We start from the raw sequence: 25,931 nt of genomic DNA, 5'->3' as shown, positions 1-25,931 counted from the left end.
GCTTAAACCTTTTCGACTTCGGGCCGACCAAGAATGCCGGAGGGCAGGAAGATCAGGACGATTGCAAGGATGGAGAAAGCGGCCACGTCCTTGTAATCAATGGAGAAATAAGCGGACCATAGCGCCTCGATCAATCCGATCAGCAATCCACCCACGACAGCGCCGGGCAATGAGCCGATACCGCCTAGCACCGCAGCCGTAAACGCCTTGACGCCGGGTGTAAAACCATCGGTGAAGGAGATAACGCCGTAGAACATGAGGTAGAGTGTTCCGGCGACAGCTGCGAGCATGGCGCCCATGACGAAGGTCATGGAGATCGTCTTGTCCACATCAATGCCGAGCAGCGCAGCCATCTTGCGGTCCTGCTCACAGGAACGCTGTGCCCGCCCCAGCGTGGTGCGGTTGACCAGATACCAGAATGCGGCAAGCAGGATTGCAGTTACCACAACGATGACCATCTGCTTATAGGCGATAGTGATGCCCGTTCCGTAGATTGTAATGCCGCCATTGACGAGCGGAGGAATTGGCTTGTTGCGCGGACCCTGCGTGACCTGCACGAAGTTTGAAAGGGCAATCGACATGCCGATCGCCGTGATCAACGGCGCGAGGCGGAACGAGCCGCGCAATGGCCGGTATGCCAGACGTTCGATTGTCCAGCTCCAGAGGCCTGTCAGCAGCATGGCGACAAGCATCATCAGGAGCAGTGCAAGCACAACGGGCACGCCGCCAATAAAAGTGGTTAAAGCAAGAAAAACGATCATCGCCATAAACGCGCCAAGCATGAAAACATCGCCATGGGCGAAGTTGATCATGCCGATGATCCCGTAGACCATCGTGTAGCCGATTGCGATTAGGCCGTAGATTGAACCTAGTGTCAGACCGTTGATCGCTTGCTGGATGAAGTACTCCATCGCAACGATACCCCTCATTTTCATTGGGAAGTTTCTTATCCGGTTTTTTTATCCGGTTCCCATTTACCCCAACTTCTTTACACGTAACGTCTGCGTTAAAGAAAGCAACAGCTTTTTTACTGCAAACAGCGGCTTCACATTTGCTGGCATACTCTGCGCGAAATTTTTCACCAAATTTTCATCGATCATTGACGAAACTTATGGCAGATGCCTCATATTTAACGGAATTACCTATCCTCGCCTTATTATCCTGATGGGTTCGGCCAAGCTCACTTGACCACAAATCCGTGAGCAAAGGGATCGCGATCATCAATGAAGATCGTGTTGTAACCGGTCATCCGTGCCCAGCCTGCAACCGACGGTATGATTGCCTGCCGTTCACCCACATTTGTCGCTGCCTCGACACGGCCGTGGAACAGTGAGCCAATGATTGATTCGTGTACGAAGTCATCACCGGGCTTCAATTTTCCTTTTGCCGCCAATTGCGCCATACGGGCTGACGTTCCGGTTCCGCAGGGTGAACGGTCAATTGCCTTGTCACCATAGAATACCGCATTGCGCGCATGTGCTTCCGGCTTCGTCGGCGCACCGGTCCACAGGATGTGACTGAGCTTGTTGATATCCGGCTTTTCCGGGTGCTGGAACGAATAGCGTTCGTTCAGCCGCTCACGCAGGACCGGGCTCCAACCGATGAGATCAAGTGCGCGATAATCGGCCATATCGCGGAAGTTTTTCTGCGGATCGACGATCGCATAGAAATTACCGCCATAGGCAACATCCACATGCAGCGTTCCAAGATCGGGGCATTCCACCTCAAGTCCTTCCGCATAAAGAAACGCAGGAACGTTGGTAATGCGCACGCCGGTGACATACTCACCTTCCTGCGTATACTCGGCGACCACCAGACCAGCTGGGGTATCGAGCCGCAGGACGCCGGGGGTTTTCGGTTTGATCAACCCGTGCTCGATGGCCATCGTCACCGTACCGATGGTGCCATGGCCACACATGGGCAGACATCCCGACGTTTCAATGAACAGCACCGCCACATCGCAATCATCGCGCGTTGGCGGATAAAGGATTGAGCCGGACATCATGTCATGCCCGCGCGGCTCAAACATCAGACCCGTGCGAATCCAGTCGAATTCACGCAGGAAATGCGCGCGCTTCTCCATCATGTTTGAACCGGTCAGGTTGGGTCCTCCACCCGCCACGAGGCGTACCGGGTTGCCGCAGGTGTGACCATCGACACAAAAGAAAGAATGACGCGCCATGATATTCTCGAAGTCCTAAAAGCGTTGCGGGTAAAACGGATCGATCGGGATAGCGGGTGTGCGGCCCTCGACCAGATCACAAATCAGTCGGCCCGTGGCAGCGGACTGGGTCAACCCCAGATGCCCGTGACCAAAGGCATAAAGAATATTCTTGCTTCCTTTTGCGTAGCCGATCACCGGCAGGGAATCGGGCATGGACGGACGATATCCCATCCACTGGCGACCGCCAGAGATATCAAGATCGGGTAAGAAGGTTTTGGCTTTCTGCAACATGACTTCCGAGCGCTTGTAGTTGGGTGGCAGGTCCAGTCCGCCCAATTCCACCGCACCGCCAACGCGCACCCCGGTTTCGAGCGGCGTCACAACAAAGCCATGGCCGGAAAAAATCAACTGGCATTTGACGTCTATTGCACCCGTTGGCAGGGTCGTGTTGTAGCCACGTTCCGTATCAAGCGGGATATGATCGCCGAGATGGCTTGCTAATTTGTGTGACCATGCACCGGCGGCAATAATGAGCTTGGCCGCATCGATGGTTCGTCCGTCTGCCAGCCTGACAACCCCGCCAGCATTATCCACTGCAACTGAAACGACATCTGCGCGTTCGAACCGCGCGCCAAGCTTTTCCGCATAGGCCCACAGCCCCTTGCCGACATGCTGGGGATCGCTGACGGTTTTCCATCCGGGAACGAAGGTTCCCGCAACAAAGCGCGGTGACAGGCCCGGCTGGCATTCGGCCAGTGCGTCACCACGCAGGTGTTCGAATGCTATTCCGGCCTTGTCGCGCGCAGCCCAGCCGGGCAATGACAGATTAAGTTCGTGCTCGCTCTCGTAGAGTTCAAGCGAACCATCTTCGCGGACCATATGCCGTATACCGGCGCGCTGCATTAACCCAAGCATCTCAGGCTCGGCAAGGCGCATCATTGCGCCCTGGGCTATGGTTGTTCGCTCCAATACATCGGGACGGCTGGCGCGCCAGAACCGGTAGAGCCACGGCGCAAGCTTCGGCAAATAGGAAGGACGGATGGTGAAAGGCCCGAGCGGGTCCATCAGCCAGCCCGGAACTTTACCCATGACCCCTTTCGAGGCCATGGGCAGAATATCGGAAAAAGCCAACGCCCCGGCATTGCCGGAGCTTGTGCCTTCGCAAATGCCCTGACGGTCAATCACCAGGACCTTGCGTCCGGCCTCACCCAGAAAAGCCGCGATAGCGATGCCGACAATGCCGGCACCGATAATGACGATATCCTGCTTGTCCCAGCGGGCGCTCATTGCCAGATCTCAGAGAACAGGCAGCTTTGGCCGTGATGCGATCGCATCCTTGACGATCTTGTCGACAGCCGCCCGGCGTTCACCGCGCAGAGGCTGGCGCGGCAGGCGCACACGATCATTGGTTCCAATTTCATGGACTTCCGCCAGTTTGATGTTCTGCACAAGATAGGTGGAGACATCAAGGTCGAGCAAGGGGCGGAACCAGCGATAAATCTCAAGCGCTTCGGCATAGCGGCCCGCGCCAATGAGCTTATAGATCGCAACCGTCTCCTTCGGGAATGCGGTGACGAGCCCGGCAACCCAGCCGATGGCACCGGTTGTCAGCGCTTCAAAAGCGAGATTGTCGACGCCGGTGAAGAGATCAAAACGCGTACCGAATGTGTTGATGATATCGCTCGTGCGGCGCACATCATCCGATGATTCCTTGATCGCCACAAAATGCTTGTCTGACGCGAGTTCAGCCAGAATTTCGCTGGTAATGTCGACGCGGTAAGCAATGCGGTTGGAATAGATCATCACAGGCAGATCACCGGCGGCTGCAACAGCCTTGAGGGTCGTGACGGTTTCTTCCGGGTCAGTATGATAAATCGGGCTTGGGACCAACATCAGCCCATCGGCACCGGCCTTGGCCGCCCGCTTGGCCAGCGCAGCGCCATCGCGTGTCGCAGCTTCATTGATGGTCAGAAGAACAGGCTTGCCCTTGGCAACATTCTGCGCCGTCTTCAGCACTTCGAGTTTTTCATCATGGCTCAGCATTGGGCCTTCGCCCAGCGAACCCGCAACGATAAGGCCATCGCAACCCGCATCCATCAGGAGAGAGAAGCAACGTTCCATTTCCTTGTGATCGAGTTTATCATCGTCAGTGAATTTGGTTGTAACTGCAGGGAAAACGCCTGACCACATGTCTCTTCTCCTTCTTGATATATCAGAAATATATCTGTAGAGCGTGTGACTGTCAATTGCCTTGAATAGAAAGTTTGTCTGATGGATCAAACCACCGCCCATTCCATTGCCCCAACAGGAGAAAGTCTTGCCGATCTGGCCTATCGCCAGATTGAGGAGATGATCGTGACGTTGAAGCTGGAGCCGGGAGCGATCGTCAATGAACGAACCCTGACGGATATGACCAATATGGGTCGCACGCCCGTGCGCGAGGCCGTGCAGAAACTGGCTTGGGAAGGCCTGATGGAAATTCGCCCGCGCTCGGGTATCGCCATTTCAGCGCTTAATCCGCAGGATTTCGCCAAGGTTCTCGATGTCCGTGAGGGTGTGGAGCGGGTTCTTGCACGGGGTGCCGCGCTCTATGGCGCAGCCCTGCATTACGAGCGGCTCAAGGCGGCAGCTGATGCGATGACGGCAGCTCGAAGCGGTAATGATGTGATTGGCTTTCTCAACGCCGACAAGATTTTCGATACGGTGTTGGGACAGGCTGCGGAAAATCCTTACGCCGCCCGCCTCGCCTCCCCGCTGCAAACCCATAGCCGCCGCTTCTGGTTCCGCCTGCAGCGACCTGGAAGTCTGGAGCAATCGGCAGGCGCGCACACGGCTCTCATCCACGCAATCATCACCCGCGAACCGGATAAGGCTGCCGATGAGGCAAGCCGGTTGATTGGTTATCTCAGGACATTGGCTCCTTAATCTGCACGGAACATTTACCGTCTCGTGCTGATGGATGCGTCGCCAATTTCGACAAATATTCGCCTGTCGGATTGGCCTTGGCTGAAATGCCATTCATGTTCAATAAGGGTCAAAGCTTCTTTCACTCTTTGAGCAGCGCGGGGTTCCCGGCAAGAGAGCTTGAGTAGGCTTAATTTGCGATATCGTTGGTTGCTAACACCGTGTCTTTTAGCGAGCCTCTTCATGTCACCATCAATTGCGACCAAGATTGCTTCATTTGCCTGTGAAACGGCACAAACGAGTTGATCCGGCGACCCCAAGGCAATTGCATCTCGAAGGAAGATAACGTCATGCTCATCTGCAGCTAAAATGCGGCCAACGGAATCAGGCACGCTTTCATCGAGAAAAAATTTCAGACGCGGTTTCTTTGAACTCACGCAGCCTCGTCTTTGTCAGCATCCGCCAAAGCAGCCTCAATATCAGCAGCCGTGAGGGTTGGATACTCCTCGAGTATCTGCTCAATGGAGTAGCCATCTTCGGCAAAGTTCTTGATTGAACGAACAGGTATACGTGTTCCGGCCACAACTGAAACGTTGTGCGAGACATTGCGGTGTTTCTCGATTTTCCCTACGCGATTTTCATCTCGCTGTGATAGCGCCTGGACATCCTTATTCGCGTCGGCAAGTATCTTTTGAAGTGGTATGCCTATGGTGTATTGCCCACTGACAACCTCACGTTGCTTGCCATCCGCCGGATCAATAAAGATCACCTTTTTGTTCAATACATAAAGGGTTGTTCTAGCCCATGATGCGCTGTCCATTTTGCCAAGTTTTTGTGAAACCTTACGCAAATGCTGCAATGGAACCTTGTACTCCTTGATAAGAGCAGAGAGCACCCGAAGTGCGGCTACATCGATGAACGAATAAATCCGGCTAAACGGAGCACTACGATCCATCTGCGCAAACGACGGAGTAAAAAAAGACGTACGATCCCAATAACGCAGCCGATGCACACTGACACCGGTCAAGCGCTCAACCTGCTTCTCCGTGAATGCGGCAATGACATTTTTCATCTTCTAAATTCCTTACTAGCATTATCCATACTATTGGAAATTTTTAAATAGGAACTTTAGCCTATGAAGTAGGCTGGGAATGCGTCGTGCGTCATCACCTTTGAAACGAAAAAGGCTGCAGCATCAATGCGGCAGCCCTTTAGACGAAATGTTTCGCCTATATGCTATTTCATTGTTGGAATGACGAACTCAGCACCATCCTTGACACCTGACGGCCAACGCGAGGTGACTGTCTTGGTCTTGGTGTAGAAGCGGAATGCATCGGGACCGTGCTGGTTCAGATCGCCAAAACCGGAACCCTTCCAACCGCCAAATGTGTAGTAAGCAATCGGAACCGGGATTGGTACGTTGATACCAACCATGCCGACCTGAACACGCGAGGCGAAGTCACGGGCGGCGTCACCGTCACGGGTAAAGATTGCAACGCCATTGCCATATTCATGTTCGTTTGGCAGGCGGATCGCGTCTTCATAGGTATCGGCGCGGACAATGCCGAGAACCGGTCCAAAGATTTCTTCCTTATAGATGCGCATATCAGGCCTAACGTGGTCGAACAGGCAGCCACCCATATAGTAGCCGTTTTCATAACCCTGCATCTTGAAGCCACGACCGTCGACAACGAGCTTGGCGCCTTCCTTGATACCGAGATCCACATAACCCTTGATGCGATCAAGTGCCTGCTGGGTGACGACAGGACCATAATCCGCAGTCATATCGGTCGATGGACCAACTTTCAGGCTTTCGACGCGCGGAATAAGACGCTCAACAAGACGATCTGCCGTGTCTTTGCCAACAGGGACGGCAACGGAAATCGCCATGCAGCGTTCGCCAGCCGAACCATAACCGGCACCGATCAGCGCATCGACCGTCTGGTCCATATCCGCATCAGGCATGATGATCATGTGGTTTTTGGCACCGCCAAAGCACTGGGCGCGCTTGCCGTTGGCTGTCGCACGGGAATAAATGTACTGAGCAATCGGCGTTGAACCCACAAAGCCGACAGCCTTGATATCAGGATCATCAAGAATGGTGTCGACAGCCTCCTTGTCGCCATTGACGACATTGAAGATGCCCGCTGGCAAACCGGCCTCAATGAAAAGTTCGGCCAGACGCATCGGAACACCCGGATCGCGTTCCGAAGGCTTCAGGATGAAGGCATTGCCCGAAGCAATGGCGGGACCAGCCTTCCACAGCGGGATCATCGCTGGGAAGTTGAACGGGGTGATACCGGCGACAACGCCAAGCGGCTGGCGCATGGAGTAAACATCGATGCCCGTGCCCGCATTGTCGGTGAATTCGCCTTTGAGCATATGGGCTGAACCGAGGCAAACCTCGACCACTTCCAGACCGCGCTGAATATCGCCCTTGGCATCAGGAATAGTCTTGCCATGCTCGCGCGCCAGAAGCTCTGCAAGGGAATCATATTCCGCTTCGACGAGATCGAGGAACTTGCGCAAAACGCGTGCGCGGCGCTGCGGATTGGTTGCCGCCCATGCGGGTTGTGCCGCCTTGGCATTAGCAATGGCAGCACGCACTTCATTTGGCGTTGCCAGAGCAACACGGCCCTGAACGGTGCCGTCCATCGGCTGGAAAATCTCGGTCGTGCGACCGCTTGTTCCGGCGACATGCTTGCCACCGATAAAATGTCCAACTTCACGCATTGCGAGCAACCTCCCTATGATTGATTGAATTTCGTTACCCTATCATCGCGCTTCAAAATTTTTATTGCAAGCCGAGCAAAAGCGTATCCGTTGTGCAAAAATTGAAGTACCACTCTATAAGGAGGCTCATTCATGAACTGGGATGATGTACGGGTTTTTCTGAGTGTGGCACGCTCGGGGCAAATACTGGGAGCGGCCAAACGACTTGGCGTCAATCATGCGACAGTCGCACGCCGCCTGACCGCGCTTGAGAATGACATCAACACAAAGCTCCTGACCCGCCGCACCAATGGCTGCGAACTGACCCATGCGGGAGAGGAATTTCTTCTGTCTGCGGAGCGCATGGAAGCGGAAATGCTGGCGATCCGCTCCTCGCTGGGTGATGCGGATGTGTCAATTTCAGGCTCGGTGCGCATCGGAGCACCTGATGGCTTCGGTGTATCGTTTCTTGCGCCACGCCTTGCCACCCTCACAGCCCGCTATCCTGATCTGAAAATCCAGCTCGTACCGGTTCCCCGCTCCTTTTCACTGTCGCGGCGCGAGGCGGATATTGCCATAACCGTTGACCGGCCTGACCAGGGTCGTCTCGTGGCAAAAAAGCTCGTCGATTATACACTCTGTCTTTATGCCAGCCGTGCCTATCTTGCTGAATACCCAGCACCGCAAAACATTGAAGACCTCGCAAAGCATCGATTGGTTGGTTACGTCGATGATCTCGTCATCAGCCCCTCGCTGAATTATGCGCCGGAAATCACCCGCGACTGGCGTCCCGCTTTTGAAATTTCCAGCGCTATCGGTCAGGTCGAGGCTGTTAAAGCAGGTGCCGGGATCGGTATCCTGCATACATTCATTGCCCGGGAATATTCCGATCTTGTGCCGGTACTGCCGGAACGCACCATTCACCGCTCCTATTGGCTCGCCTACCACGAATCCGTACGCACACTGCGGCGCATTACAGCCGTCTCCAGCTTCATTTCCGATCTGGTGAATAGTGAGACTGGACGCTTCACCTGACAAAGCATAACAAGCAACGGTAGAAATGTGATTGACCGGCGTGGAACAAACTCCACAATTGCGCCTTGAACACATGTAGGTTCGACATGTGTTGTCATCATATCGGAGAGGGAAAATGTACCGATATTTACTAGCTTTGGCTGTAACCCTGGGGGGTATGCAGTTCGTAACGGTGCCTGAAGCCCAGGCACAGGAACGCGCCGTAAGGTGCGAATCACGCAAGTTCCGCTACAATGAATGCGATGCTGATATGCGCCGGCCGCGTATTATCAGGCAGCTTTCCGGTTCGCCTTGCATTCCCGGCCAGAGCTGGGGCTTCAGCCGCGGCAGGATCTGGGTAGACAAGGGTTGCGGTGCTGTTTTTGCCGATAGCGGCGGGCGTCCGCGCTGGCGTGACCAGGATGATCGTCCTCGGCGGGATGATCGCTATCCACGCCGCGACGATCGTCGCAACTATGGCGATGATCGTTATTACCAGCCTGACGATTATTGATCGAAATCACCAATCCTGTTTTTCGCCATCTCCTCCGGAGGTGGCGAAACTCCTTTAGACCCTGTGATATGGGTGGCCTGAAAGTATAGTCGTCGCACGGTAGAGTTGTTCCGCCACCAGAATACGGACGATCTGATGCGGCCACGTCATGGCCCCGAGTGCCAGAACAAGATCGGCACGAGCCCGCAGCGAAGCATCGTGACCATCAGGCCCACCAATCGCCAGAAGCAGTTGCCGTTTACCATCATCGCGAAAACGGGCAATGGCATTGGCGAAGTCTTCTGACGGCATGGTTTTGCCGCGCTCGTCAAGAAGGACAAGAACCCCGCCCTGATCAAGCGCTTCAAGCACTTTCGCCGATTCTTCCTGCTTGCGCAGTTCCGGCTGCTGGGCACGGCTTTCGGTGATTTCCGTAACTGTATTGAATTCAAGACCGAGTGGAGAACCGGTCTTTTTCAACCGGTCGAAATAGCGGTCTGCCAGTTCCCGTTCGGGGCCAGATTTCATCCGGCCCACGGCAAAAACGGTGATACGCATGGCACACTCCAGTCTTGCGTCACTCTGCGCAAACTATAACGCCCCGGTCAATGACCGGTCCAGATCCAGTGAGCCGTTTAAAGCGTCCACAAATGGCCTGATGCCCGAACGCTTCAATCCGTCAGAACTTTCTCACACCAGAGTGGTTTCGTGTGCCGTTACGGCACACGCTGTTCTAGTGTACGGTTTCGCCGTCGAGTTCAGGAGCGAGCCACATCTTCTCGAGATTGTAGAACTCACGCACCTCAGGACGGAAAATATGGATGATGATATCGCCCGTGTCGATCAGCACCCAATCACCGCTGGCAAGACCCTCAACCTTCGCATTATTGCTGTGACCGCTTTCCTTCAGCGCATGCAGGAGCTGATCAGCCACCGCCGTTACGTGACGGTGTGAACGACCCGATGCGATGACCATATGGTCGCCGATGACAGATTTTCCACGAAGATCGATGGGGACAATTTTTTCAGCCTTGGAGTCATCGAGACTGGCAAGGACTGTCTGGAGGGCAAGAGAAACGGAAGTTTCACCGTTCATCTCCGCCGTTGAAGGAGCCAAGGCATCCTTCTTCTGAATTGCTGTTCTCAGTGTATTTCCTTTCCAATAAGAACAACGCGCCGCAGCCTTTAATCGTGCTGCACGTTATTAAGATAGGCAGAGTCGCATGACACTTTCAAGACGTGACGACCGAACCTTTGTTCACTATTTCATTCCTGCTGTTTTGCCGCCCCGTTACGTATCGCCGTCGATGACAGCGAAGACCGTGGTCCATGGATGAAAGTCCATGCTGGCGCCGGTGCCCGCGCCAGCAGCGGCGCGTCTTCCTCATCGAAGCGGGCATAGTCGAAAGTCTTGGCCATGCGCGACGACAGGAACGCCAATGTCGAACCCGGACGGTCGATCACGGCGATGGGAAACGTCAGGGCGATCTTCTGCCAACGCTGCCAGCGGTGGAAATCCGCAAGATTGTCGGCACCCATGATCCAGACAAAATTCACGCCCGGATTGCGCGCCTTGATCAAGGCCAGCGTATCAGCCGTATAGCGAACATTATAAGCAGCCTCGAACGCCGTTACCTTGATGCGCGGATCGTGTACCTGACGTTCGCACAGCTTGAGCCGTTCGGCCAGTGGCGCCAGATGGCGTTGATCCTTCAGCGGATTACCCGGCGTAACGATCCACCAGAGTTGATCAAGCTGCAGGCGGCGCAATGAAATTTCCGCCACCAGCGCATGTCCCGCATGGGGTGGATTGAACGATCCGCCAAATAACCCGACGGTCATCCCCTTTTCAACGAAGGGCATGCGCAATTGCGCAGCGCTTACCCCCGGAAAATCGTGACGTAACGCCTCAATGGATGTCACGGGCGAATCTGGCCATTACCGCGAACGCGGTATTTGAACGAGGTTAATTGCTCAACACCCACGGGACCACGCGCATGCATCTTGCCGGTGGCAATACCGATTTCTGCACCCATGCCAAATTCACCGCCATCGGCAAATTGCGTCGAAGCGTTATGTAACAGGATGGCGGAGTCGATTTCGTTGAAGAAGCGCTCCACCACATGCACATCCTCGGCAATGACAGCCTCCGTGTGATGCGATGAGTAGCGGTTGATATGTTTGATAGCATCGCCGATCCCATCAACCAGTTTCACCGAGATGATGGCATCGAGATATTCCGTTGACCAGTCTTCTTCGCTTACAGGTTTCGCTTCGGCAAAAAGCGCGATGACAGCTTGATCGCCACGGATTTCGCAACCCGCCTGATGCAAATCCTCCAGCAATGGCACAAGGCGCACTGGCGCAATCAGCCGGTCCAGAAGCAGGGTTTCCGCGGAACCGCAAACCCCGGTCCGGCGCATCTTGGCATTGACGATAATCCGCCGGGCCATTTCAAGATCGGCAGACGCGTCCACATAGACGTGGCAGAGCCCTTCCAGATGAGCAAAGACTGGAACCCGTGCTTCCGCCTGCACGCGAGCGACAAGGCTCTTGCCACCACGCGGAATGATCACATCGAGATTACCATCAAGCCCTTTGAGCATTTCACCAACCGCAGCGCGGTCTGTCACCGGAACAAGCTGAATGGCATCTTTCGGCAGGCCCGCCGCCTCAAGGCCTTCAATCAGTGCCGCATGGATCGCACGCGATGAGTGGGCTGAATCCGACCCGCCACGCAGAATGACGGCATTGCCGGATTTCAGGCAAAGTGCGCCCGCATCGGCAGTCACATTCGGGCGGCTTTCATAAATTACGCCGATAACCCCAAGCGGCGTGCGCACGCGCTCAATATGCAAGCCGTTGGGCCTGTCCCATTCCGCAATGATATCGCCAACCGGGTCCTTGAGCGCGGCAATCGTGCGAATGCTTTCCGATATCGACGCAACGCGGCCGACGTCAAGCTTCAGCCGGTCCAGTAACGAGGCGGCCATTCCAGCCTTTTCCCCATTTGCCATATCCCGGCTATTGGCTTGCAAAATCTCTGCGGCATGGCGATCAACAGCGTCCGCCATGGCGATCAACGCTATCATTTTCTGTTCCGGCGAGGCGATCGACAGGGGCTGGGCAGCGGCACGGGCTCTGCGGCCAATTTCGGCCATCAGTTCAGCAACGTCGTCAATCGACTCGACTCGTCCCAGCATCTTTCACTCCTTCGCAGCACGTTTTGCTGCGCGCACAACCAGATCATCCCGGTGGATCATCGCGGAACGGGCATCATAACCAAGGATCGCGGCAATCTCATTGGTTTTCCGCCCAGCAATCTTTACGGCATCCCCGGCATCATAAGCAATAAGGCCGCGCGCTGCTTCACGCCCATCAGGCCCTACGACTGCAACCGTATCGCCGCGCGTGAACTGTCCGGCCACCTCACGTACACCTGCCGCCAGAAGTGATTTGCCAGATTTAAGTGCTACGAGCGCACCCTCATCGATTACCAGCCGGCCCGCCGGTTCAAGATTGCCTGATATCCAGGTCTTCCACGCATTGACAGGATTTGAGCTTGGCTTGAACAGTGTCGACCGCTCGCCCGCATCGATAGCGCCCAAGGGATGCATGCGTGTACCCGAGGCAATGATCATCGCAGTCCCTGCCGCATTGGCAATCTTGCCAGCATCGAGCTTGGTTTTCATGCCGCCGCGCGAATATTCCGAGGCGGCAGCGCCCGCCATGGCTTCAATATCAGGCGTAATCGCATCAACCACGGGCAGAAACTGCGCATCGGGGTTCTGATGTGGTGGAGCCGTGTAAAGTCCATCAATATCGGACAAAAGGATCAGAAGATCAGCGCCCATCATCGTCGCGACGCGGGCAGCAAGACGATCATTGTCGCCATAGCGGATTTCAGTCGTCGCCACCGTGTCATTTTCATTGATGACTGGCACGGCCTTGAGTCGCAACAATGTGCCAACCGTGGCACGGGCATTGAGATAGCGGCGGCGCTCTTCCGTGTCGGACAGCGTCAGAAGGATTTGCCCCGCCCGCAATTGATGATGGCCCAGCACTTCGGCATAGGCCTTGGCAAGCTCGATCTGACCTGCTGCAGCCGCAGCTTGGCTTTCCTCCAGCCGCAAGGCGCCCTTTGGCAATCCAAGCACAGTTCGCCCCAGCGCAATGGCACCAGAGGAGACGATCATCACCTCGACACCCGCCTGCACCAACAGCGCTACATCGCTCCCAAGGCTTTCCAGCCAGTCGCGCTTTAATCCCTTGGATCGGTCCACCAGCAAGGCCGAACCGATCTTGACCACGATCCGTCGATAGCCGGACAATTTGAGAGGGGTATTGGTGTTCATATACCCTCCTCTGTCCTGTCGGACATCTCCCCCACAACGGGGGAGATCACATTGGCATAAACGCCTTTGCACAACAGGTGACTTTTCAAGTTTCGCAAAAGCGGCATTGTCTGCTGATCTCCCCCTTTGTGGAGGAGATGCCCGACAAGGCAGAGAGGGGTGGGCGACAGAACAACTTCTTCCGCAAACATCATGCTACTCAATATTTGAAGCGGGTATCGACCTCTACCGGGGCCTCTGACTGACGGGATTCCAGAATGATCGCCGATAGTGCTCGCAAGACCTGCTCAACACCCTCGCGACTGACCGCAGACAACAGCATCGGCTCACGCCCGGCTGCCTTTTTCAGCGCTGCAATCTTCTTTTTGCGCGCAGCCGCATCCAGTGTGTCGATCTGGCTCAGCGCGACGATTTCCAGCTTGTCAGCCAGTCCGTGACCATAGGCTTCAAGCTCAGTGCGCACCGTTTTGTAGGCTTGCGCAACATTTTCTTCCTGCGCCGAAACAAGATGCAGGAGAACCCGCGTACGCTCCACATGGCCGAGGAACCGGTCGCCAATGCCCACGCCCTCATGCGCGCCCTCGATGAGGCCCGGAATATCGGCAATGACAAATTCGCGCGCATCGATGCGGGCAACACCAAGGTTTGGATGCAACGTCGTGAACGGATAATCAGCGATTTTCGGTTTAGCCGCCGTCACACTGGCAAGGAAAGTCGACTTGCCGGCATTGGGCTTGCCGAGAAGACCGGCATCGGCGATCAGCTTCAACCGCAGCCACAAATTGCGCTCTTCACCCTCAAGTCCGGGATTGGCACGGCGGGGTGCCTGATTGGTCGATGTCTTGAAGTGCAGATTACCAAAACCGCCATTGCCACCCTTGGCCAAACGATAGCGCTGGCCAACGGCGGTAAAGTCAAAAATCAGTGTTTCATTGTCATCTTCGAAGATCTGCGTTCCAACCGGAACTTTCAGCACAACGTCAGAGCCCTTACCGCCGGTCATGTTACGGCCCATGCCGTGCATGCCCGTTTTGGCTTTGAAATGCTGCTGGTAGCGGTAGTCGATCAGCGTATTGAGACCATCCACGGCCTCGGCCCAGACATCGCCGCCGCGTCCGCCGTCACCACCATCGGGACCGCCAAATTCCAGAAATTTTTCACGGCGGAACGATACCGAGCCGGCACCACCGTCGCCGGAGCGGATATAGACTTTCGCCTGATCAAGAAATTTCATGGAAGTTCAGTCCTTTTTGATGTCCCGAGGCATTACAGGAAAATGCACGAGAAGAAAACTGGCCGTCTCATGAGATTGAGGCGGCCAGTCATAATTACGCATTCCAGCTACGAAGGCCGATCCATGTCCGCCGATCCAGCATATAGCGTTCGACAGGCACGTTTCCGGCCGCAAGCGAATCCATCATGCCTGTGTTGGCATATTGGAATCCGCTTTTGTAGAGCACCCGCCGCGAACCCATGTTCGAGACCCGGCAGGAGGCATGCAGTTTTTCAACCTGGGTGGCACGGAACACGAGATCAACCAGCGCGTGCGCCGTTTCCGTCGCATAGCCCTTGCCCCAATAAGGCTCGCCCAGCCAGTAGCCGATTTCCAGCTCATCCTTGCGTGGCTCATTCATCCGCTGGTCCTTGCTGCGCCGGTAATTGATACCGCAGCAACCAATGAATGTACCGGATTGTGCGAGGGTAATCGCGTAGACGCATTTGCCGATCTCGCCCGCATTGGCGCGGCGCACGAAGTCCACCGCGTGATCTTGTGTGTAGGGGTGGGGCATGCGGGAAAGCATTTCCGCCACACGAAGATTGTCGGCGAGACGGGCAATTGCGTCAACGTCCTCGGTGTGCGGCGCGCGCAGGACCAGGCGTTCGGTCACTAAAACCGGACAGTCTATCAGGTCCAGTCTGTCTTCATCGTCTTCCAGTAATTCGGCAACCATTTTGCTATCCTCCAGATGCGAAAAGGGAGATGGGTGGTAACCCCATCTCCCTTTGATCTTTTGGCTTGGTTGCCAGTCACCGGGTCCGATGGGGACGCCGGTGCTTTAAGCAGGACCAGCTATTCTGCTGCTTCGGCGATCGGGTTCACGATCGACACGAAACTACGGCCGTTGGCTTTGGTACGGAAAGATACAACACCGGCTTCGAGAGCGAAGAGTGTGTGATCCTTACCGAGGCCAACATTGACGCCGGGATGCCATTTGGTGCCGCGTTGACGAACGAGGATGTTGCCAGCAAGCACGCGCTCGCCGCCAAACTTCTTCACGCCAAGGCGCTTTGATTCGGAATCACGACCGTTGCGCGACGAACCACCAGCTTTTTTGTGTGCCATGGGATTTCTCCTTTAAACCTGTTCTTATTCGCCCGAAGCGGGCTTCTCAGCCTTGGCAGCAGCCTTCTTTGGCGCAGCTTTGGCTTTCGGGGCGGCTTTGGTCTCGGTTGCTTCTACAGCGGCAGCTTCCGCTTTCGGAGCAGGCTTCTTGTTGACCGGCTTTTCAGCAGCAGTCTTCGAAGGCTTGGCACCATCCGTAAGGATCTCGGCGATACGGATCGTTGTCAGTTCCTGACGATGACCGCGTGTACGCTTGGAGTTCTGGCGGCGACGCTTCTTGAAAGCGATGACCTTGCGTGCCCGGCCCTGCTCGACGACTTCAGCTGTTACCAGCGCGCCGCCAACGGTCGGAGCACCGATCGTAGCGTCTGCACCGACACCAACCATCAGAACTTCGGCAAATTGAACGATATCACCGGCATTGCCGGCAACTTTCTCGACCTTCAGGAGGTCATTGGCGGCAACGCGATACTGCTTACCACCAGTTTTGATGACTGCGAACATTTTATGCCCTTTCGGCGTTCGGTTCGGTTTTTTGCCGGTCTAAAGGCAATAACCGTCTTTTTGTCAGTCGTGACATATTAATCGAAAGATGCTTTCTATCCTTGCGAATTTGGGCATCCGGACTCAAAAACAAACGGCGCGGAGAATCCCCCACGCCAGTCGTTGGGCGCTTATAAGGTGAGGATTATAAGAGAGTCAAGAAATTTAACGCAAAATTGCTCTTGTATCCTAGCGCTTTGCCCGCTATCTAGCGCGTCGCACGCTCAAGCCAAGTCTTACGGATCAAACCAACGGACATCGCGGCATCGGCAGGGATTATCGTCCCGGCCACATCGAGGGTCTGTCAAAGGCAGGCACTTATACGCGGAGAGGTGGCTGAGTGGTTGAAAGCACCGCACTCGAAATGCGGCATGGGGGCAACTCCATCGGGGGTTCAAATCCCTCCCTCTCCGCCATATAAACTCAGTTTCCTGTATTTTCCTTCATTGATCAAAGTGGGATTGGCCGGATTGGCCTTGCCGCCAGGGCAGCAGCTGCGGCATGAAATGGCAGATCAATGCAAAAACGCCCGCGTCAAAAGCGGGCGTCGAGCGGTTATTGGCTGGTTGGTCTATCGCTATCAGCGAGCGACCGATGCGCGGGCAACACTGCGGATATCGGCGCGGTCGATGCCCAAATCCTGAAGTTCGCGGCTGGACATGCGGCCAAGTTCGGTAACGGTCTGACGGAACTTGAGCCAGTTGTTGAAAGAGCGTGCTACGTTCATAATGATCCCCTTTCTGAGGGCTGTCTGACGTCAGCAACCTTGCTTGGTCCCGGCGTCGTTTCGATGACTGGAACATACGACTTTCAATCGATTTAAAACAGTCACAATCCCTCATTCCACCTATGCACCAGACGCAATGGTCGCAGTTCACAACAGTAGAGATCGAGCCGATAACCTCGTCTTTCTGTACGGCGCCATCACAAGGCTTGCATAAAGCGGACCTGTAACGACATCACGCAAACAGCTCCCACCGCCCAGAAGGCTTAGGTCCCACCTTTATAACTTCTTGATATCTTTGCACTTGGTGCGGAATGGAATTCCTATCCGACACCATGGTATTTCTTGCCTGTACCCAAAGAATTGGAGTGCAAGGAAATGACGATGACGTCGAACCGTTTGTTGCCAGTCAACAATCAGACCATTGAAACCCGCCACATATCGAAGCTCGGCCCGACGCTGATCGCGTTGCTCGTACTTGCTTCTCTTTTATCCGGCGCTGCCGCCTTGAGAATATATGCGGCCATCGATCACTTCATCTGAATTGCAGGATTTGCGCTGATCCCACCAGATCGTCCAAAAGAGGAAATCCATGACCAATCCTATCCCCCCGCGATTATCGGGCATAATGACTGCCCTCGTCACTCCGTTCAAAAATGGTGTTGTCGATCACGACACCCTCGCTGAACATATCCAATGGCAGATTCTGTCAGGCATAGAGGGCCTTGTGCCCTGCGGAACCACAGGTGAAGCCCCAACCCTTTCCTGGGACGAGCGTTTAAAGATCATCCGCACCACCGTCAGAGTATCCAAGGGACGTGTTCCTGTCATTGCTGGCACAGGTACGAACAGCACCGAGCTTACGGTAGCCTACACATCAGCTGCGGAATCATGCGGCGCCGATGCGGCTCTTGTAGTCACTCCCTACTACAACAAGCCAAGCCAAAACGGCATCGCGCATCACTTTGAAACGATTGCGCAGCGGGTGAAACTGCCCATCTTCATTTACAATGTTCCGTCAAGAACCGGTGCCGACCTGTCGCTACAGACCCTTGACCGGCTTGCACAGATACCTTCAATCATTGGTATCAAGGATGCGACCGGGGATATGAGGCGCGTCGACGAAGTTCGTCACACATTCCAGAACCGTTTTATCCTGCTGTCAGGACATGATGCGACCGCGCATGCGTTCAATCTGACTGGAGGCAACGGCACCATTTCAGTCATTGCCAATGTTTTGCCGCATGTCTGCGTCGCCATGCACAATGCCTGCAGGAAAAATGATTGGCCTACTGCCAGATATATCCAGCAGAGATTGCAGCCGGTCCTCAGCGCACTCGATCTCGATACGAATCCGTGCTCCATCAAGTCTGCACTCAAGCATCGACGCGGCATGAGCGACGAACTCCGCCTGCCTCTGGTTCCCGTATCAGAGGAAACGGCCCGCCAGATCCGATTGGCTCTGGACGAACTCGGCGGTCCTGCAGCTGGCGGGCAAATTCCTCAGGACAATGTGAAAACAGATGCGATCGAGGGCCTGTCCAAAATGCTCTCAGCGCCTCTTGCCTGGCGGCTGTGAGTGGAACGCCGAATTCCACGATCCTTATAACATCATCAAAACAGAAAACGCTTTGAGCCCCACTCAAGCGGAAAGTGACCAATCATGGCCTATGCTTATCAGAATCACGCCAATTCAAACTTGAGCAGCCGTTTTCTTGTCGGAAAAAATCCGGACGGATGCTGGATGGTATGCGACCGCAAACATCTGGTCGGCGGCCTGTTCGCTGACAAGGAAGCGGCGATTCATTTTGCTACTGCTGAAAGCGATCATGTACCGGGAGCCGTCTGCTGTGCAGATGACAACGAATTTATACTCGCCGATGCCTGGAGTGATCTAGTACATACGTCCAGCGGCCAGCGGAAACGCGCTTGATACCAGAAGAGCGCATTCATGCTTCAAAGCGAGGCAGAACAAATCAACAGATGCAGTTTCTGAGTGAACGGGAAGCTGCCGCCTGTTTCAGGGCCTGCTCTAGGTGTCCATCACCAGACAATCCAATAATGTTTGTGCATTTCTGGTCGCCCTCATCCTCTTAAGCACATCCGGCGACCTGAGCTTTCTGGAAAAGCATGCAAGGACATTCAAATGTTCAGCCGGTGCGTGATCCGGTGTCAGCAACGCAAGAATAATATCGATGGGCAAATCGTCTATCGCCTCAAAATCAATAGGCTTCTTTAATTTTGCAAAGGCCGCGACGGGCTTTGATATGCCGAGAATGCGGGCATGCGGAATTGCGATACCTCCACCAATACCCGTGGAACCAAGTTCTTCCCGTTTCTGCAACGAATGAACGATCACATCCGCCGATACGCCAATCATCCGCGATATATTGGTTGAAATCGCTTGCAGAGCCTGACTCTTGGACGAGACGTCAAGATCAGGAACAATGCTCTCAAGAGCGATATAGTCGGCAAGCTTCATTACAATACTCATTCAATTTATGATGCGCAGTTTGGTGATCAAGCAATTCAAATGATGCTCAATCCACCTCCCTGAGACGGTAGCCAACACCAGTTTCTGTCGTGATGTATTTTGGTTGATCTGGTGTCTGTTCGATTTTCTGGCGCAGCTGCCGGACATATACGCGAAGATATTGCACATCGGTGGACCCTCCCCACACCTGATCAAGCAGGAACTGATGCGTCAGAACCTTCCCGGCATACTGAACAAGAATACGCAAAATGTCGTATTCCTTCGGGGAAAGCCTGATCTCCTTGCCATCCACCTTGACGATGCGTTTGACGATATCGACCGAGAGACTCCCGGTTTCGAACACCGGCTTTTCGCCCTGTTGCTGAAGTCGGTGGCGCAGAGCAACGCGGATACGGGCCACAATTTCATTCATTCCAAATGGCTTGGTGATATAATCATCTGCGCCAAGCTCAAGTGCATCCACGATGCCCTTTTCGTCGGTCCGGCTTGATAGAATAATGACCGGGAGTTCCAGCCCTTCGTCACGCCATCTGCGCAGCAGTTCGTGGCCAGACAAATCAGGAAGGCCCAGATCAAGAATGATCAGGTCGGGACGCGTGAGGCGTACCTGCTCTATTGCCGACCATGCGTTTCCTGCTTCAAGAACGGTATATCCTTGGGTACTCAAACCTACCCGAAGCAATTTACGGATCGGCGATTCATCATCGACAACCAATATTTTGACATTTGAGTTGGTCATGTCAGTTCTTCTATTGTTGGAGTGTCCTTGGGGATTGGCATTCTGATCGTAAAGATCGCGCCAGAGCGGTCAGTTCTGCGCTCGGCGGTGATCGTGCCACCCATGGCTTCAATGAAACCTCTCGATATCGAAAGTCCGAGCCCGGTACCCGCAGTTACCCGATCGCCTTTCCTTACGCGATAAAACGTATCGAATATGCGCTCCAGATCCTCTTCGGGGATGCCCGGCCCCTCATCCATAACTTGCAGTATCACCCAGCCATCATCGCTCCAGGCCTGTATCCGCAGACATGATCCTTCAGGTGCATATTTTGAGGCATTGTCGAGCAGGTTGAACAGAACCTGTTCGAACAGAACCGCATCCAGCCTCAACGCGGGCAAAGCAGCGGGAATATCAATCTCCGTCTTATGCCGGCCAATAATTTTCCTGGCCCTATCGAGCGCAGTCCCAACGATATCACCGACATACTGGAAGGCGTAGTTTGGTTCCATTGCCCCGGATTCCAGCTTCGTCATATCGAGCAGATTGGAAATAAACCGATTGAGCCTTTCGGACTCATCAAGCACTGTCGACAACAGGTCAGCCTTGGCGTCCTCGGCAAGTGCGGGCGCAAATTCCTTCAACGTTCCAGCCGCTCCCATAATCGCCGCAAGCGGTGTTTTGAGATCGTGTGAAATTGACGTTAGCAGTGCCGAGCGCAGGCGATCTGCTTCCGCCGCTAGCTTTGCGCGGTCCACATCAGCGGCAAGCTGTGTCCGTTCAATAGCAACCGCCGCCTGATCAGCCAGTGCATCCAGCAGCCGTTGCTGCTCCGGCGACAGAAGCGGGCCTTGCTTATCATTGTCGAGACCAATGACACCAACCGCCATACGACCCGTTCGCAAGGGCAAATAGAGCCGCTTTGCCCCCGGTAGCGTGTCAGCGCCCCGGCCTGCCGCACGGTTGTTTTCCCAAGCCCACCGGGCCGCCGCTATATCAGCCTCATCCAGCGTATCATCAGGCGGATATCCGGCCTTGACCTGAATGGAACCATGATCAGGCAAAAGAAGCACCACCCGCACTTTAAGCATCGATGCAATCTGAAATGCCGTCGCCCAAAGCACGTCATCAAGGGTACCCGTTCCTGCCAGTTTCTTGCTGAACGAATAGAGGTCTTCCGTGGTCCGAACCCGCTGACGTGCAGACGAGGCTTGCCGCTGGACCCGAGCCGTCAGATTGCTGGCAATCACCGCAACCACAAAGAAAAACCCGAGAGCGATTACGCTCTCCGGATCACTTATTACCAGCGTATAAAGCGGATCAAGGAAGAAGAAATTAAGCACCGCTGCGCTGACGACAGAGGCAAACAAGGCGGGCCATAAACCCAGTGTTACGGCTGATGCCAGCACTGCCATGAGAAATACGAGCGCGATGTTACGCACATCGAGAAAGCGCGACAGCAGAAGACCAAAGCCGAGGGCTGCTACAACATACCCGGTACTCACGAGATACGGTTTGATCTGGAAGCTTGGTCTTGGCGCACTCGCTGAACGCCGTTGCGAGGAGACCACCTCCTGATCATTGCCTGAAATAACGTGGACGCTGATATTTCCGGCATGCCGTATCAGATCGTGAGATACCGAACCCTCAAACAGTTCACGCCACCGTGGCTTGTTCGGCTTGCCTGTTACGATATGAGTGACATTGTTCTCCCGTGCATGCCGGGCGATTTCTTCTGCGGCATTCCGGCCGGGAAGTGTGATCGTCTCACCACCCAATTGGTCGGCCAAACGCAGGGTTGATGCCAATCGGTCCCGTTCTGCCTCTGAGAGGCGAGCAAACCGCTGCGTTTCGACATGAACAGCGGCCCATGGAGCACGGAGCCTGTCTGCCAGTCGCCGGGCATAACGGACGAGCGAGGCACCGCGCGGCTGCTCGTCAACACATACCAAAACGCGATCCCCGGCGGCCCATGGTCCCGATATTGCATTGGCCTGCATATGTGTAAGCAATTGATCGTCAACGCGCTGGGCGGTCCGGCGCAAGGCAAGCTCACGCAGTGCGGTCAGATTGCCCGGAGAAAAATAGTTCTCTGTTGCTCGTTTGGCCGTTGCAGGCAGATATACTTTGCCCTCCTGCAACCGTTTGATGAGATCGACCGGGGTGAGATCGATAATTTCAACTTCATCTGCCTCATCAATCACCGAATCCGGCACGGTTTCGTGTACACGGACCCGGGTGATCTGGGCAACAATATCGTTCAGGCTCTCGACATGTTGGATATTCAAGGTCGAATAGACATCAATGTCCTGAGACAGAATCTCCTCAACGTCCATATACCGCTTGGGATGGCGGCTGCCCGGTGCATTGGTATGTGCAAGTTCATCAACCAATACGAGAGCCGGACGCCGCGCGAGGATTGCGTCAATATCCATCTCTTCAAGTTGATGATTTTTATAGTCCACGCTTCTGCGCGGTACGACATCAAAACCTTCGACAAGAGCCTGCGTCTCTTTACGACCGTGGGTTTCGACAACACCAATCACAACATCTGATCCGTCGGCAATTGCCGCCCGGCCCGACATCAACATTTCGTAGGTCTTGCCTACACCCGGAGCAGCGCCGAGAAAAATCTTCAGTCGGCCGCGACGTTCACGATCGGCATTTTCGAGAAGCGCATCCGGAGACGGTCTTCGATCCAAGTCGCGATTGTCGTCAGGCATCTACAAAGCCTCTCCCAATGACGAAAGGCCGGAGCTATGCTGATGCAAATCTCCGGCCTCCATATTCAAAAATTATTTGCCCAGGCTATCAAGGGCCTGATTCAATTTCAGAACATTCACAACCGGTTCACCCATGAAGCCGAGTTCACGGCCTTCAACATGCTGGTCAACCAGTTTGCGGATGGCCGCTTCATCGGCGCCACGAGCCTTGGCTACGCGCCCAATCTGGAAATAAGCCGCTTCAGGTGAAATGTCCGGATCAAGTCCACTTCCTGAGGTGGTCACAAGATCGATAGGAACCGGTGCGCCGGGATTGCTTTCCTTCAGGGAGGCAGCATCCGTCTTGATGCGATCAATCAATTTCGGGTTAGTAGGCCCGAGATTGGAGCCGCTGGAAGCTGAAGCATTGTACCCGTCACCGGCAGCTGATGGCCGTCCATGAAAATACTGGTCGCTCGTGAAAGTCTGACCGATCAATTCAGACCCGATTATCTTGCCGTCCTTTTCGACAAGACTGCCATTTGCCTGGCGTGCGAAAAGGAGCTGCGATAATCCGGTCATCCCCAATGGGTAGAGAAGGCCTGTGATAATTGTGAGTGCGACTATCATGACAATCGCGGGCTTAAGTTGTTTGAGCATCGGGATATCCTTTACACAAGCCCAAGGCTTGTTATGACCACGTCGATCGCTTTGATTCCGACGAACGGAACAATAACGCCGCCAAGGCCGTAGATGAGCAGATTGCGGCTTAGAAGCGCCCCGGCACCCACTGCCCGGTATTTTACACCTTTCAGTGACAGGGGGATAAGGGCAACAATGATAAGCGCGTTGAAGATGATGGCCGATAGGATGGCGCTCTGAGGTGTCTGCAGACCCATAATATTGAGCGCGGCCAATTGCGGATAGAACGCCAGGAACATTGCGGGAATGATCGCAAAGTATTTGGCGATATCATTGGCGATGGAAAATGTCGTCAAGGCACCACGCGTCATGAGCAACTGCTTGCCGATACCAACGATTTCGATCAACTTCGTCGGGTCACTGTCAAGATCGACCATGTTTCCGGCTTCACGAGCAGCAACTGTACCGGTGTTCATGGCAACGCCGACATCCGCCTGCGCAAGCGCTGGAGCATCATTTGTACCATCACCGCACATGGCGACCAGTTTGCCCTTGGACTGTTCATCGCGGATGAGCGAAAGCTTGTTTTCAGGTGTTGCCTGAGCGAGAAAATCGTCAACGCCAGCTTCGGCAGCGATAGCCGCTGCAGTCAAAGGATTGTCGCCGGTGATCATGACGGTGCGGATACCCATGCGCCGCAATTCAGCGAAACGCTCCCGGATGCCGCCCTTCACAATGTCTTTAAGATGGATAACACCCAGAAGTTTGCCGTCCCTGACAACTGCGAGCGGCGTTCCACCGGCTTTGGCAATCTGATCGGCAATCGCCTGCAGCTCGCGAACGGTTTCGCTGCTGGCGCGTGTTGCGCCTGTCGCAACAGTCGAGAGGTCGACATATGAAAGGACAGCCTCAACCGCGCCTTTTCTGATTGAAGAACCATCAATATCCACACCACTCATACGGCTCTGTGCTGTGAATGGCACAAATGTGGCGTGCAAGGTCGCCATATCGCGCGCACGGATTCCGTATTTTTCCTTGGCCAGCACCACGATGGAGCGTCCCTCAGGAGTTTCGTCAGCGAGCGATGCAAGTTGAGCTGCATCGGCAAGTTCCTGTTCACTCACACCCTTTACCGGACTGAACTCGGTGGCTTGACGGTTACCGAACGTAATGGTGCCGGTCTTATCAAGCAGCAATGTATCCACATCACCAGCTGCCTCAACCGCACGGCCAGACATCGCAAGCACATTGAACTGGATGAGCCTGTCCATACCGGCAATACCGATGGCTGAAAGCAATGCACCGATCGTGGTCGGAATGAGCGTCACGAACAAAGCGACGAGCACCACAACAGGAATTGCGCCGCCCGCATAGGACGCAAAGCTTGGAATAGTCGCCGTTGCCAACACGAATATCAGTGTCATTCCGGCAAGGAGAATGTTGAGTGCAATCTCATTGGGTGTCTTTTGACGTTCAGCGCCTTCAACCAGCGCGATCATCCGGTCGATGAATGTTGAACCGGCTGCTGCCGTGATGCGGACACGAAGCCAATCGGACAGCACCTGCGTGCCACCCGTTACCGCTGATCGATCACCACCGGATTCCCGGATGACAGGTGCAGATTCGCCGGTGATTGCTGATTCATTAACCGATGCGATACCTTCGACAACTTCACCGTCTGATGGGATGATGTCGCCAGCGTCAACCAGAACGATATCTCCGACCTTCAGGCTCGTGCCCGGAACCAGTTTGAAATTGGTGCGGCCTTCACCCGACAAGAGCTTTGCTTGGGTTTCTGTACGGGCCCTGCGCAATGAATCGGCCTGTGCCTTACCACGGCCTTCCGCGACCGCTTCGGCAAAATTCGCAAAAAGCACCGTAAACCATAGCCACACTATGATCTGAAACGAGAAACTGAGGTCATGACCGCCAGCGATGATGTCCTTTATGAACAAAATCGTGGTCAGCGCCGAAACCACAGCGACGACGAACATCACCGGATTTCTGGCAAGAGTGCGCGGATCAAGCTTTTTGAAAGCGCCTCCGACGGCTGGTAACAATATGCGAGCGTCCATTAGGCTCGCGGATTTGGACTGGCTCATTTGAGACTCCAGTTGTGACT

28 protein-coding genes and 1 tRNA gene are annotated in these 25,931 nt (G+C 54.7%); 7 read left to right on the top strand and 22 right to left on the bottom strand.

Features of this window, described 5'->3' with window-relative positions; translation table 11 throughout:
- Positions 1–2: 2 nt before the first annotated feature.
- From FHW17_RS04640 to FHW17_RS04625, 4 genes are all read right to left on the bottom strand, one after another.
- Positions 3–911 carry a branched-chain amino acid ABC transporter permease LivH gene (locus tag FHW17_RS04640; RefSeq protein WP_091879721.1) on the bottom strand — a complete coding sequence of 303 codons (909 nt, stop codon included), beginning with the start codon at positions 909–911 and terminating at the stop codon, positions 3–5.
- A 269-nt stretch (positions 912–1,180) separates the two neighbouring features.
- Complete coding sequence (locus tag FHW17_RS04635) at positions 1,181–2,182, bottom strand: 4-hydroxyproline epimerase (protein WP_113095469.1); 1,002 nt, start codon at positions 2,180–2,182, stop codon at positions 1,181–1,183.
- Between the two features lie 15 nt (positions 2,183–2,197).
- The gene (locus FHW17_RS04630) at positions 2,198–3,451 is read right to left on the bottom strand and encodes an FAD-binding oxidoreductase (RefSeq protein ID WP_182509289.1); all 1,254 of its coding nucleotides are present in this window, start codon (positions 3,449–3,451) and stop codon (positions 2,198–2,200) included.
- 9 nt (positions 3,452–3,460) lie between these two features.
- Positions 3,461–4,354 carry a dihydrodipicolinate synthase family protein gene (locus tag FHW17_RS04625; RefSeq protein WP_182509288.1) on the bottom strand — a complete coding sequence of 298 codons (894 nt, stop codon included), beginning with the start codon at positions 4,352–4,354 and terminating at the stop codon, positions 3,461–3,463.
- Positions 4,355–4,435: 81 nt separating this feature from the next.
- Between FHW17_RS04625 and FHW17_RS04620 the strand changes: the two genes are divergently transcribed.
- Positions 4,436–5,089, top strand: a complete 654-nt coding sequence (locus FHW17_RS04620) for a GntR family transcriptional regulator (RefSeq protein WP_112522989.1) — start codon at positions 4,436–4,438, stop codon at positions 5,087–5,089.
- 14 nt (positions 5,090–5,103) lie between these two features.
- Here FHW17_RS04620 and FHW17_RS04615 read toward each other — a convergent pair whose 3' ends face one another.
- The 3 genes from FHW17_RS04615 to FHW17_RS04605 all read right to left on the bottom strand — a co-directional run bounded on the left by FHW17_RS04615 (position 5,104) and on the right by FHW17_RS04605 (position 7,801).
- Positions 5,104–5,505 (bottom strand): DUF5615 family PIN-like protein, encoded by a 402-nt coding sequence (locus FHW17_RS04615; protein ID WP_112522988.1) that lies wholly within the window; start codon positions 5,503–5,505, stop codon positions 5,104–5,106.
- The gene (locus FHW17_RS04610; RefSeq protein ID WP_112522987.1) at positions 5,502–6,140 is read right to left on the bottom strand and encodes a DUF433 domain-containing protein; all 639 of its coding nucleotides are present in this window, start codon (positions 6,138–6,140) and stop codon (positions 5,502–5,504) included. The genes FHW17_RS04615 and FHW17_RS04610 overlap by 4 nt, the downstream gene beginning before the upstream one ends.
- 164 nt (positions 6,141–6,304) lie before the next feature.
- Positions 6,305–7,801 carry a CoA-acylating methylmalonate-semialdehyde dehydrogenase gene (locus FHW17_RS04605; RefSeq protein WP_182509287.1) on the bottom strand — a complete coding sequence of 499 codons (1,497 nt, stop codon included), beginning with the start codon at positions 7,799–7,801 and terminating at the stop codon, positions 6,305–6,307.
- Positions 7,802–7,933: 132 nt separating this feature from the next.
- Here FHW17_RS04605 and FHW17_RS04600 point away from each other — a divergent pair, with 132 nt between their 5' ends.
- Together FHW17_RS04600 and FHW17_RS04595 are read left to right on the top strand one after the other, a co-directional pair.
- A complete protein-coding gene (locus FHW17_RS04600; RefSeq protein WP_113095465.1) occupies positions 7,934–8,815 on the top strand; it encodes a LysR family transcriptional regulator in 882 nt (293 codons plus the stop codon).
- Between the two features lie 115 nt (positions 8,816–8,930).
- Positions 8,931–9,308: a DUF3011 domain-containing protein gene (locus FHW17_RS04595; RefSeq protein WP_091879709.1), complete on the top strand. Its 378-nt coding sequence runs from the start codon at positions 8,931–8,933 to the stop codon at positions 9,306–9,308.
- A 54-nt stretch (positions 9,309–9,362) separates the two neighbouring features.
- Here FHW17_RS04595 and rlmH read toward each other — a convergent pair whose 3' ends face one another.
- From rlmH to rplU, 9 genes are all read right to left on the bottom strand, one after another.
- On the bottom strand, positions 9,363–9,845 hold the full coding sequence (gene rlmH / locus FHW17_RS04590) for a 23S rRNA (pseudouridine(1915)-N(3))-methyltransferase RlmH (RefSeq protein ID WP_091879708.1): 483 nt from the start codon (positions 9,843–9,845) through the stop codon (positions 9,363–9,365).
- Positions 9,846–10,020: 175 nt separating this feature from the next.
- Complete coding sequence (rsfS, locus tag FHW17_RS04585) at positions 10,021–10,404, bottom strand: ribosome silencing factor (protein WP_227987698.1); 384 nt, start codon at positions 10,402–10,404, stop codon at positions 10,021–10,023.
- 149 nt (positions 10,405–10,553) lie between these two features.
- The gene (locus FHW17_RS04580; protein WP_112522982.1) at positions 10,554–11,150 is read right to left on the bottom strand and encodes a nicotinate-nucleotide adenylyltransferase; all 597 of its coding nucleotides are present in this window, start codon (positions 11,148–11,150) and stop codon (positions 10,554–10,556) included.
- A gap of 56 nt (positions 11,151–11,206) precedes the next feature.
- A complete protein-coding gene (locus tag FHW17_RS04575; protein WP_182509286.1) occupies positions 11,207–12,490 on the bottom strand; it encodes a glutamate-5-semialdehyde dehydrogenase in 1,284 nt (427 codons plus the stop codon).
- Positions 12,491–12,493: 3 nt separating this feature from the next.
- Positions 12,494–13,642 carry a glutamate 5-kinase gene (gene proB, locus FHW17_RS04570; protein ID WP_182509285.1) on the bottom strand — a complete coding sequence of 383 codons (1,149 nt, stop codon included), beginning with the start codon at positions 13,640–13,642 and terminating at the stop codon, positions 12,494–12,496.
- Between the two features lie 199 nt (positions 13,643–13,841).
- Positions 13,842–14,876 carry a GTPase ObgE gene (obgE, locus tag FHW17_RS04565; protein ID WP_112522978.1) on the bottom strand — a complete coding sequence of 345 codons (1,035 nt, stop codon included), beginning with the start codon at positions 14,874–14,876 and terminating at the stop codon, positions 13,842–13,844.
- Positions 14,877–14,970: 94 nt separating this feature from the next.
- Positions 14,971–15,594 carry a GNAT family protein gene (locus FHW17_RS04560; RefSeq protein WP_112522977.1) on the bottom strand — a complete coding sequence of 208 codons (624 nt, stop codon included), beginning with the start codon at positions 15,592–15,594 and terminating at the stop codon, positions 14,971–14,973.
- Positions 15,595–15,713: 119 nt separating this feature from the next.
- Positions 15,714–15,986 (bottom strand): 50S ribosomal protein L27, encoded by a 273-nt coding sequence (gene rpmA, locus FHW17_RS04555; RefSeq protein ID WP_091879696.1) that lies wholly within the window; start codon positions 15,984–15,986, stop codon positions 15,714–15,716.
- A gap of 24 nt (positions 15,987–16,010) precedes the next feature.
- Positions 16,011–16,490 carry a 50S ribosomal protein L21 gene (gene rplU, locus FHW17_RS04550; protein WP_112522976.1) on the bottom strand — a complete coding sequence of 160 codons (480 nt, stop codon included), beginning with the start codon at positions 16,488–16,490 and terminating at the stop codon, positions 16,011–16,013.
- A gap of 365 nt (positions 16,491–16,855) precedes the next feature.
- Here rplU and FHW17_RS04545 point away from each other — a divergent pair.
- Positions 16,856–16,945, top strand: a tRNA-Ser gene (locus tag FHW17_RS04545).
- A gap of 164 nt (positions 16,946–17,109) precedes the next feature.
- On the opposite strand, the gene FHW17_RS04540 is transcribed toward FHW17_RS04545, so the two are convergent.
- Positions 17,110–17,256: a DUF1127 domain-containing protein gene (locus tag FHW17_RS04540; RefSeq protein WP_091879693.1), complete on the bottom strand. Its 147-nt coding sequence runs from the start codon at positions 17,254–17,256 to the stop codon at positions 17,110–17,112.
- 381 nt (positions 17,257–17,637) lie between these two features.
- Here FHW17_RS04540 and FHW17_RS04535 point away from each other — a divergent pair, with 381 nt between their 5' ends.
- The 3 genes from FHW17_RS04535 to FHW17_RS04525 all read left to right on the top strand — a co-directional run bounded on the left by FHW17_RS04535 (position 17,638) and on the right by FHW17_RS04525 (position 19,186).
- Entirely contained in the window at positions 17,638–17,796 is a 159-nt protein-coding gene (locus tag FHW17_RS04535) for a hypothetical protein (protein WP_162700290.1), read from the top strand.
- 49 nt (positions 17,797–17,845) lie between these two features.
- Positions 17,846–18,832, top strand: a complete 987-nt coding sequence (dapA, locus tag FHW17_RS04530) for a 4-hydroxy-tetrahydrodipicolinate synthase (RefSeq protein ID WP_182509284.1) — start codon at positions 17,846–17,848, stop codon at positions 18,830–18,832.
- An 84-nt stretch (positions 18,833–18,916) separates the two neighbouring features.
- Entirely contained in the window at positions 18,917–19,186 is a 270-nt protein-coding gene (locus tag FHW17_RS04525) for a hypothetical protein (protein WP_246706723.1), read from the top strand.
- 99 nt (positions 19,187–19,285) lie between these two features.
- Here the strand turns inward: FHW17_RS04525 and FHW17_RS04520 are convergent, their stop codons facing one another.
- The 5 genes from FHW17_RS04520 to kdpB all read right to left on the bottom strand — a co-directional run bounded on the left by FHW17_RS04520 (position 19,286) and on the right by kdpB (position 25,911).
- A complete protein-coding gene (locus FHW17_RS04520; protein ID WP_182509283.1) occupies positions 19,286–19,747 on the bottom strand; it encodes a PTS sugar transporter subunit IIA in 462 nt (153 codons plus the stop codon).
- Between the two features lie 46 nt (positions 19,748–19,793).
- Positions 19,794–20,486: a response regulator transcription factor gene (locus tag FHW17_RS04515; protein ID WP_113095460.1), complete on the bottom strand. Its 693-nt coding sequence runs from the start codon at positions 20,484–20,486 to the stop codon at positions 19,794–19,796.
- Positions 20,483–23,188: a sensor histidine kinase KdpD gene (locus tag FHW17_RS04510; RefSeq protein ID WP_182509282.1), complete on the bottom strand. Its 2,706-nt coding sequence runs from the start codon at positions 23,186–23,188 to the stop codon at positions 20,483–20,485. Before FHW17_RS04510 ends, FHW17_RS04515 begins: the two co-directional genes overlap by 4 nt.
- 72 nt (positions 23,189–23,260) lie before the next feature.
- The gene (gene kdpC / locus FHW17_RS04505) at positions 23,261–23,827 is read right to left on the bottom strand and encodes a potassium-transporting ATPase subunit KdpC (protein WP_182509281.1); all 567 of its coding nucleotides are present in this window, start codon (positions 23,825–23,827) and stop codon (positions 23,261–23,263) included.
- Positions 23,828–23,838: 11 nt separating this feature from the next.
- Positions 23,839–25,911: a potassium-transporting ATPase subunit KdpB gene (gene kdpB, locus FHW17_RS04500; protein ID WP_112522970.1), complete on the bottom strand. Its 2,073-nt coding sequence runs from the start codon at positions 25,909–25,911 to the stop codon at positions 23,839–23,841.
- Positions 25,912–25,931: the final 20 nt, after the last annotated feature.

The organism is Phyllobacterium sp. P30BS-XVII, from assembly GCF_014138335.1.
GTDB lineage: Bacteria > Pseudomonadota > Alphaproteobacteria > Rhizobiales > Rhizobiaceae > Phyllobacterium > Phyllobacterium meliloti.
The sequence above is the reverse complement of the archived record's forward strand: the minus strand, read 5'-3'. Positions and strand labels throughout refer to the sequence as shown.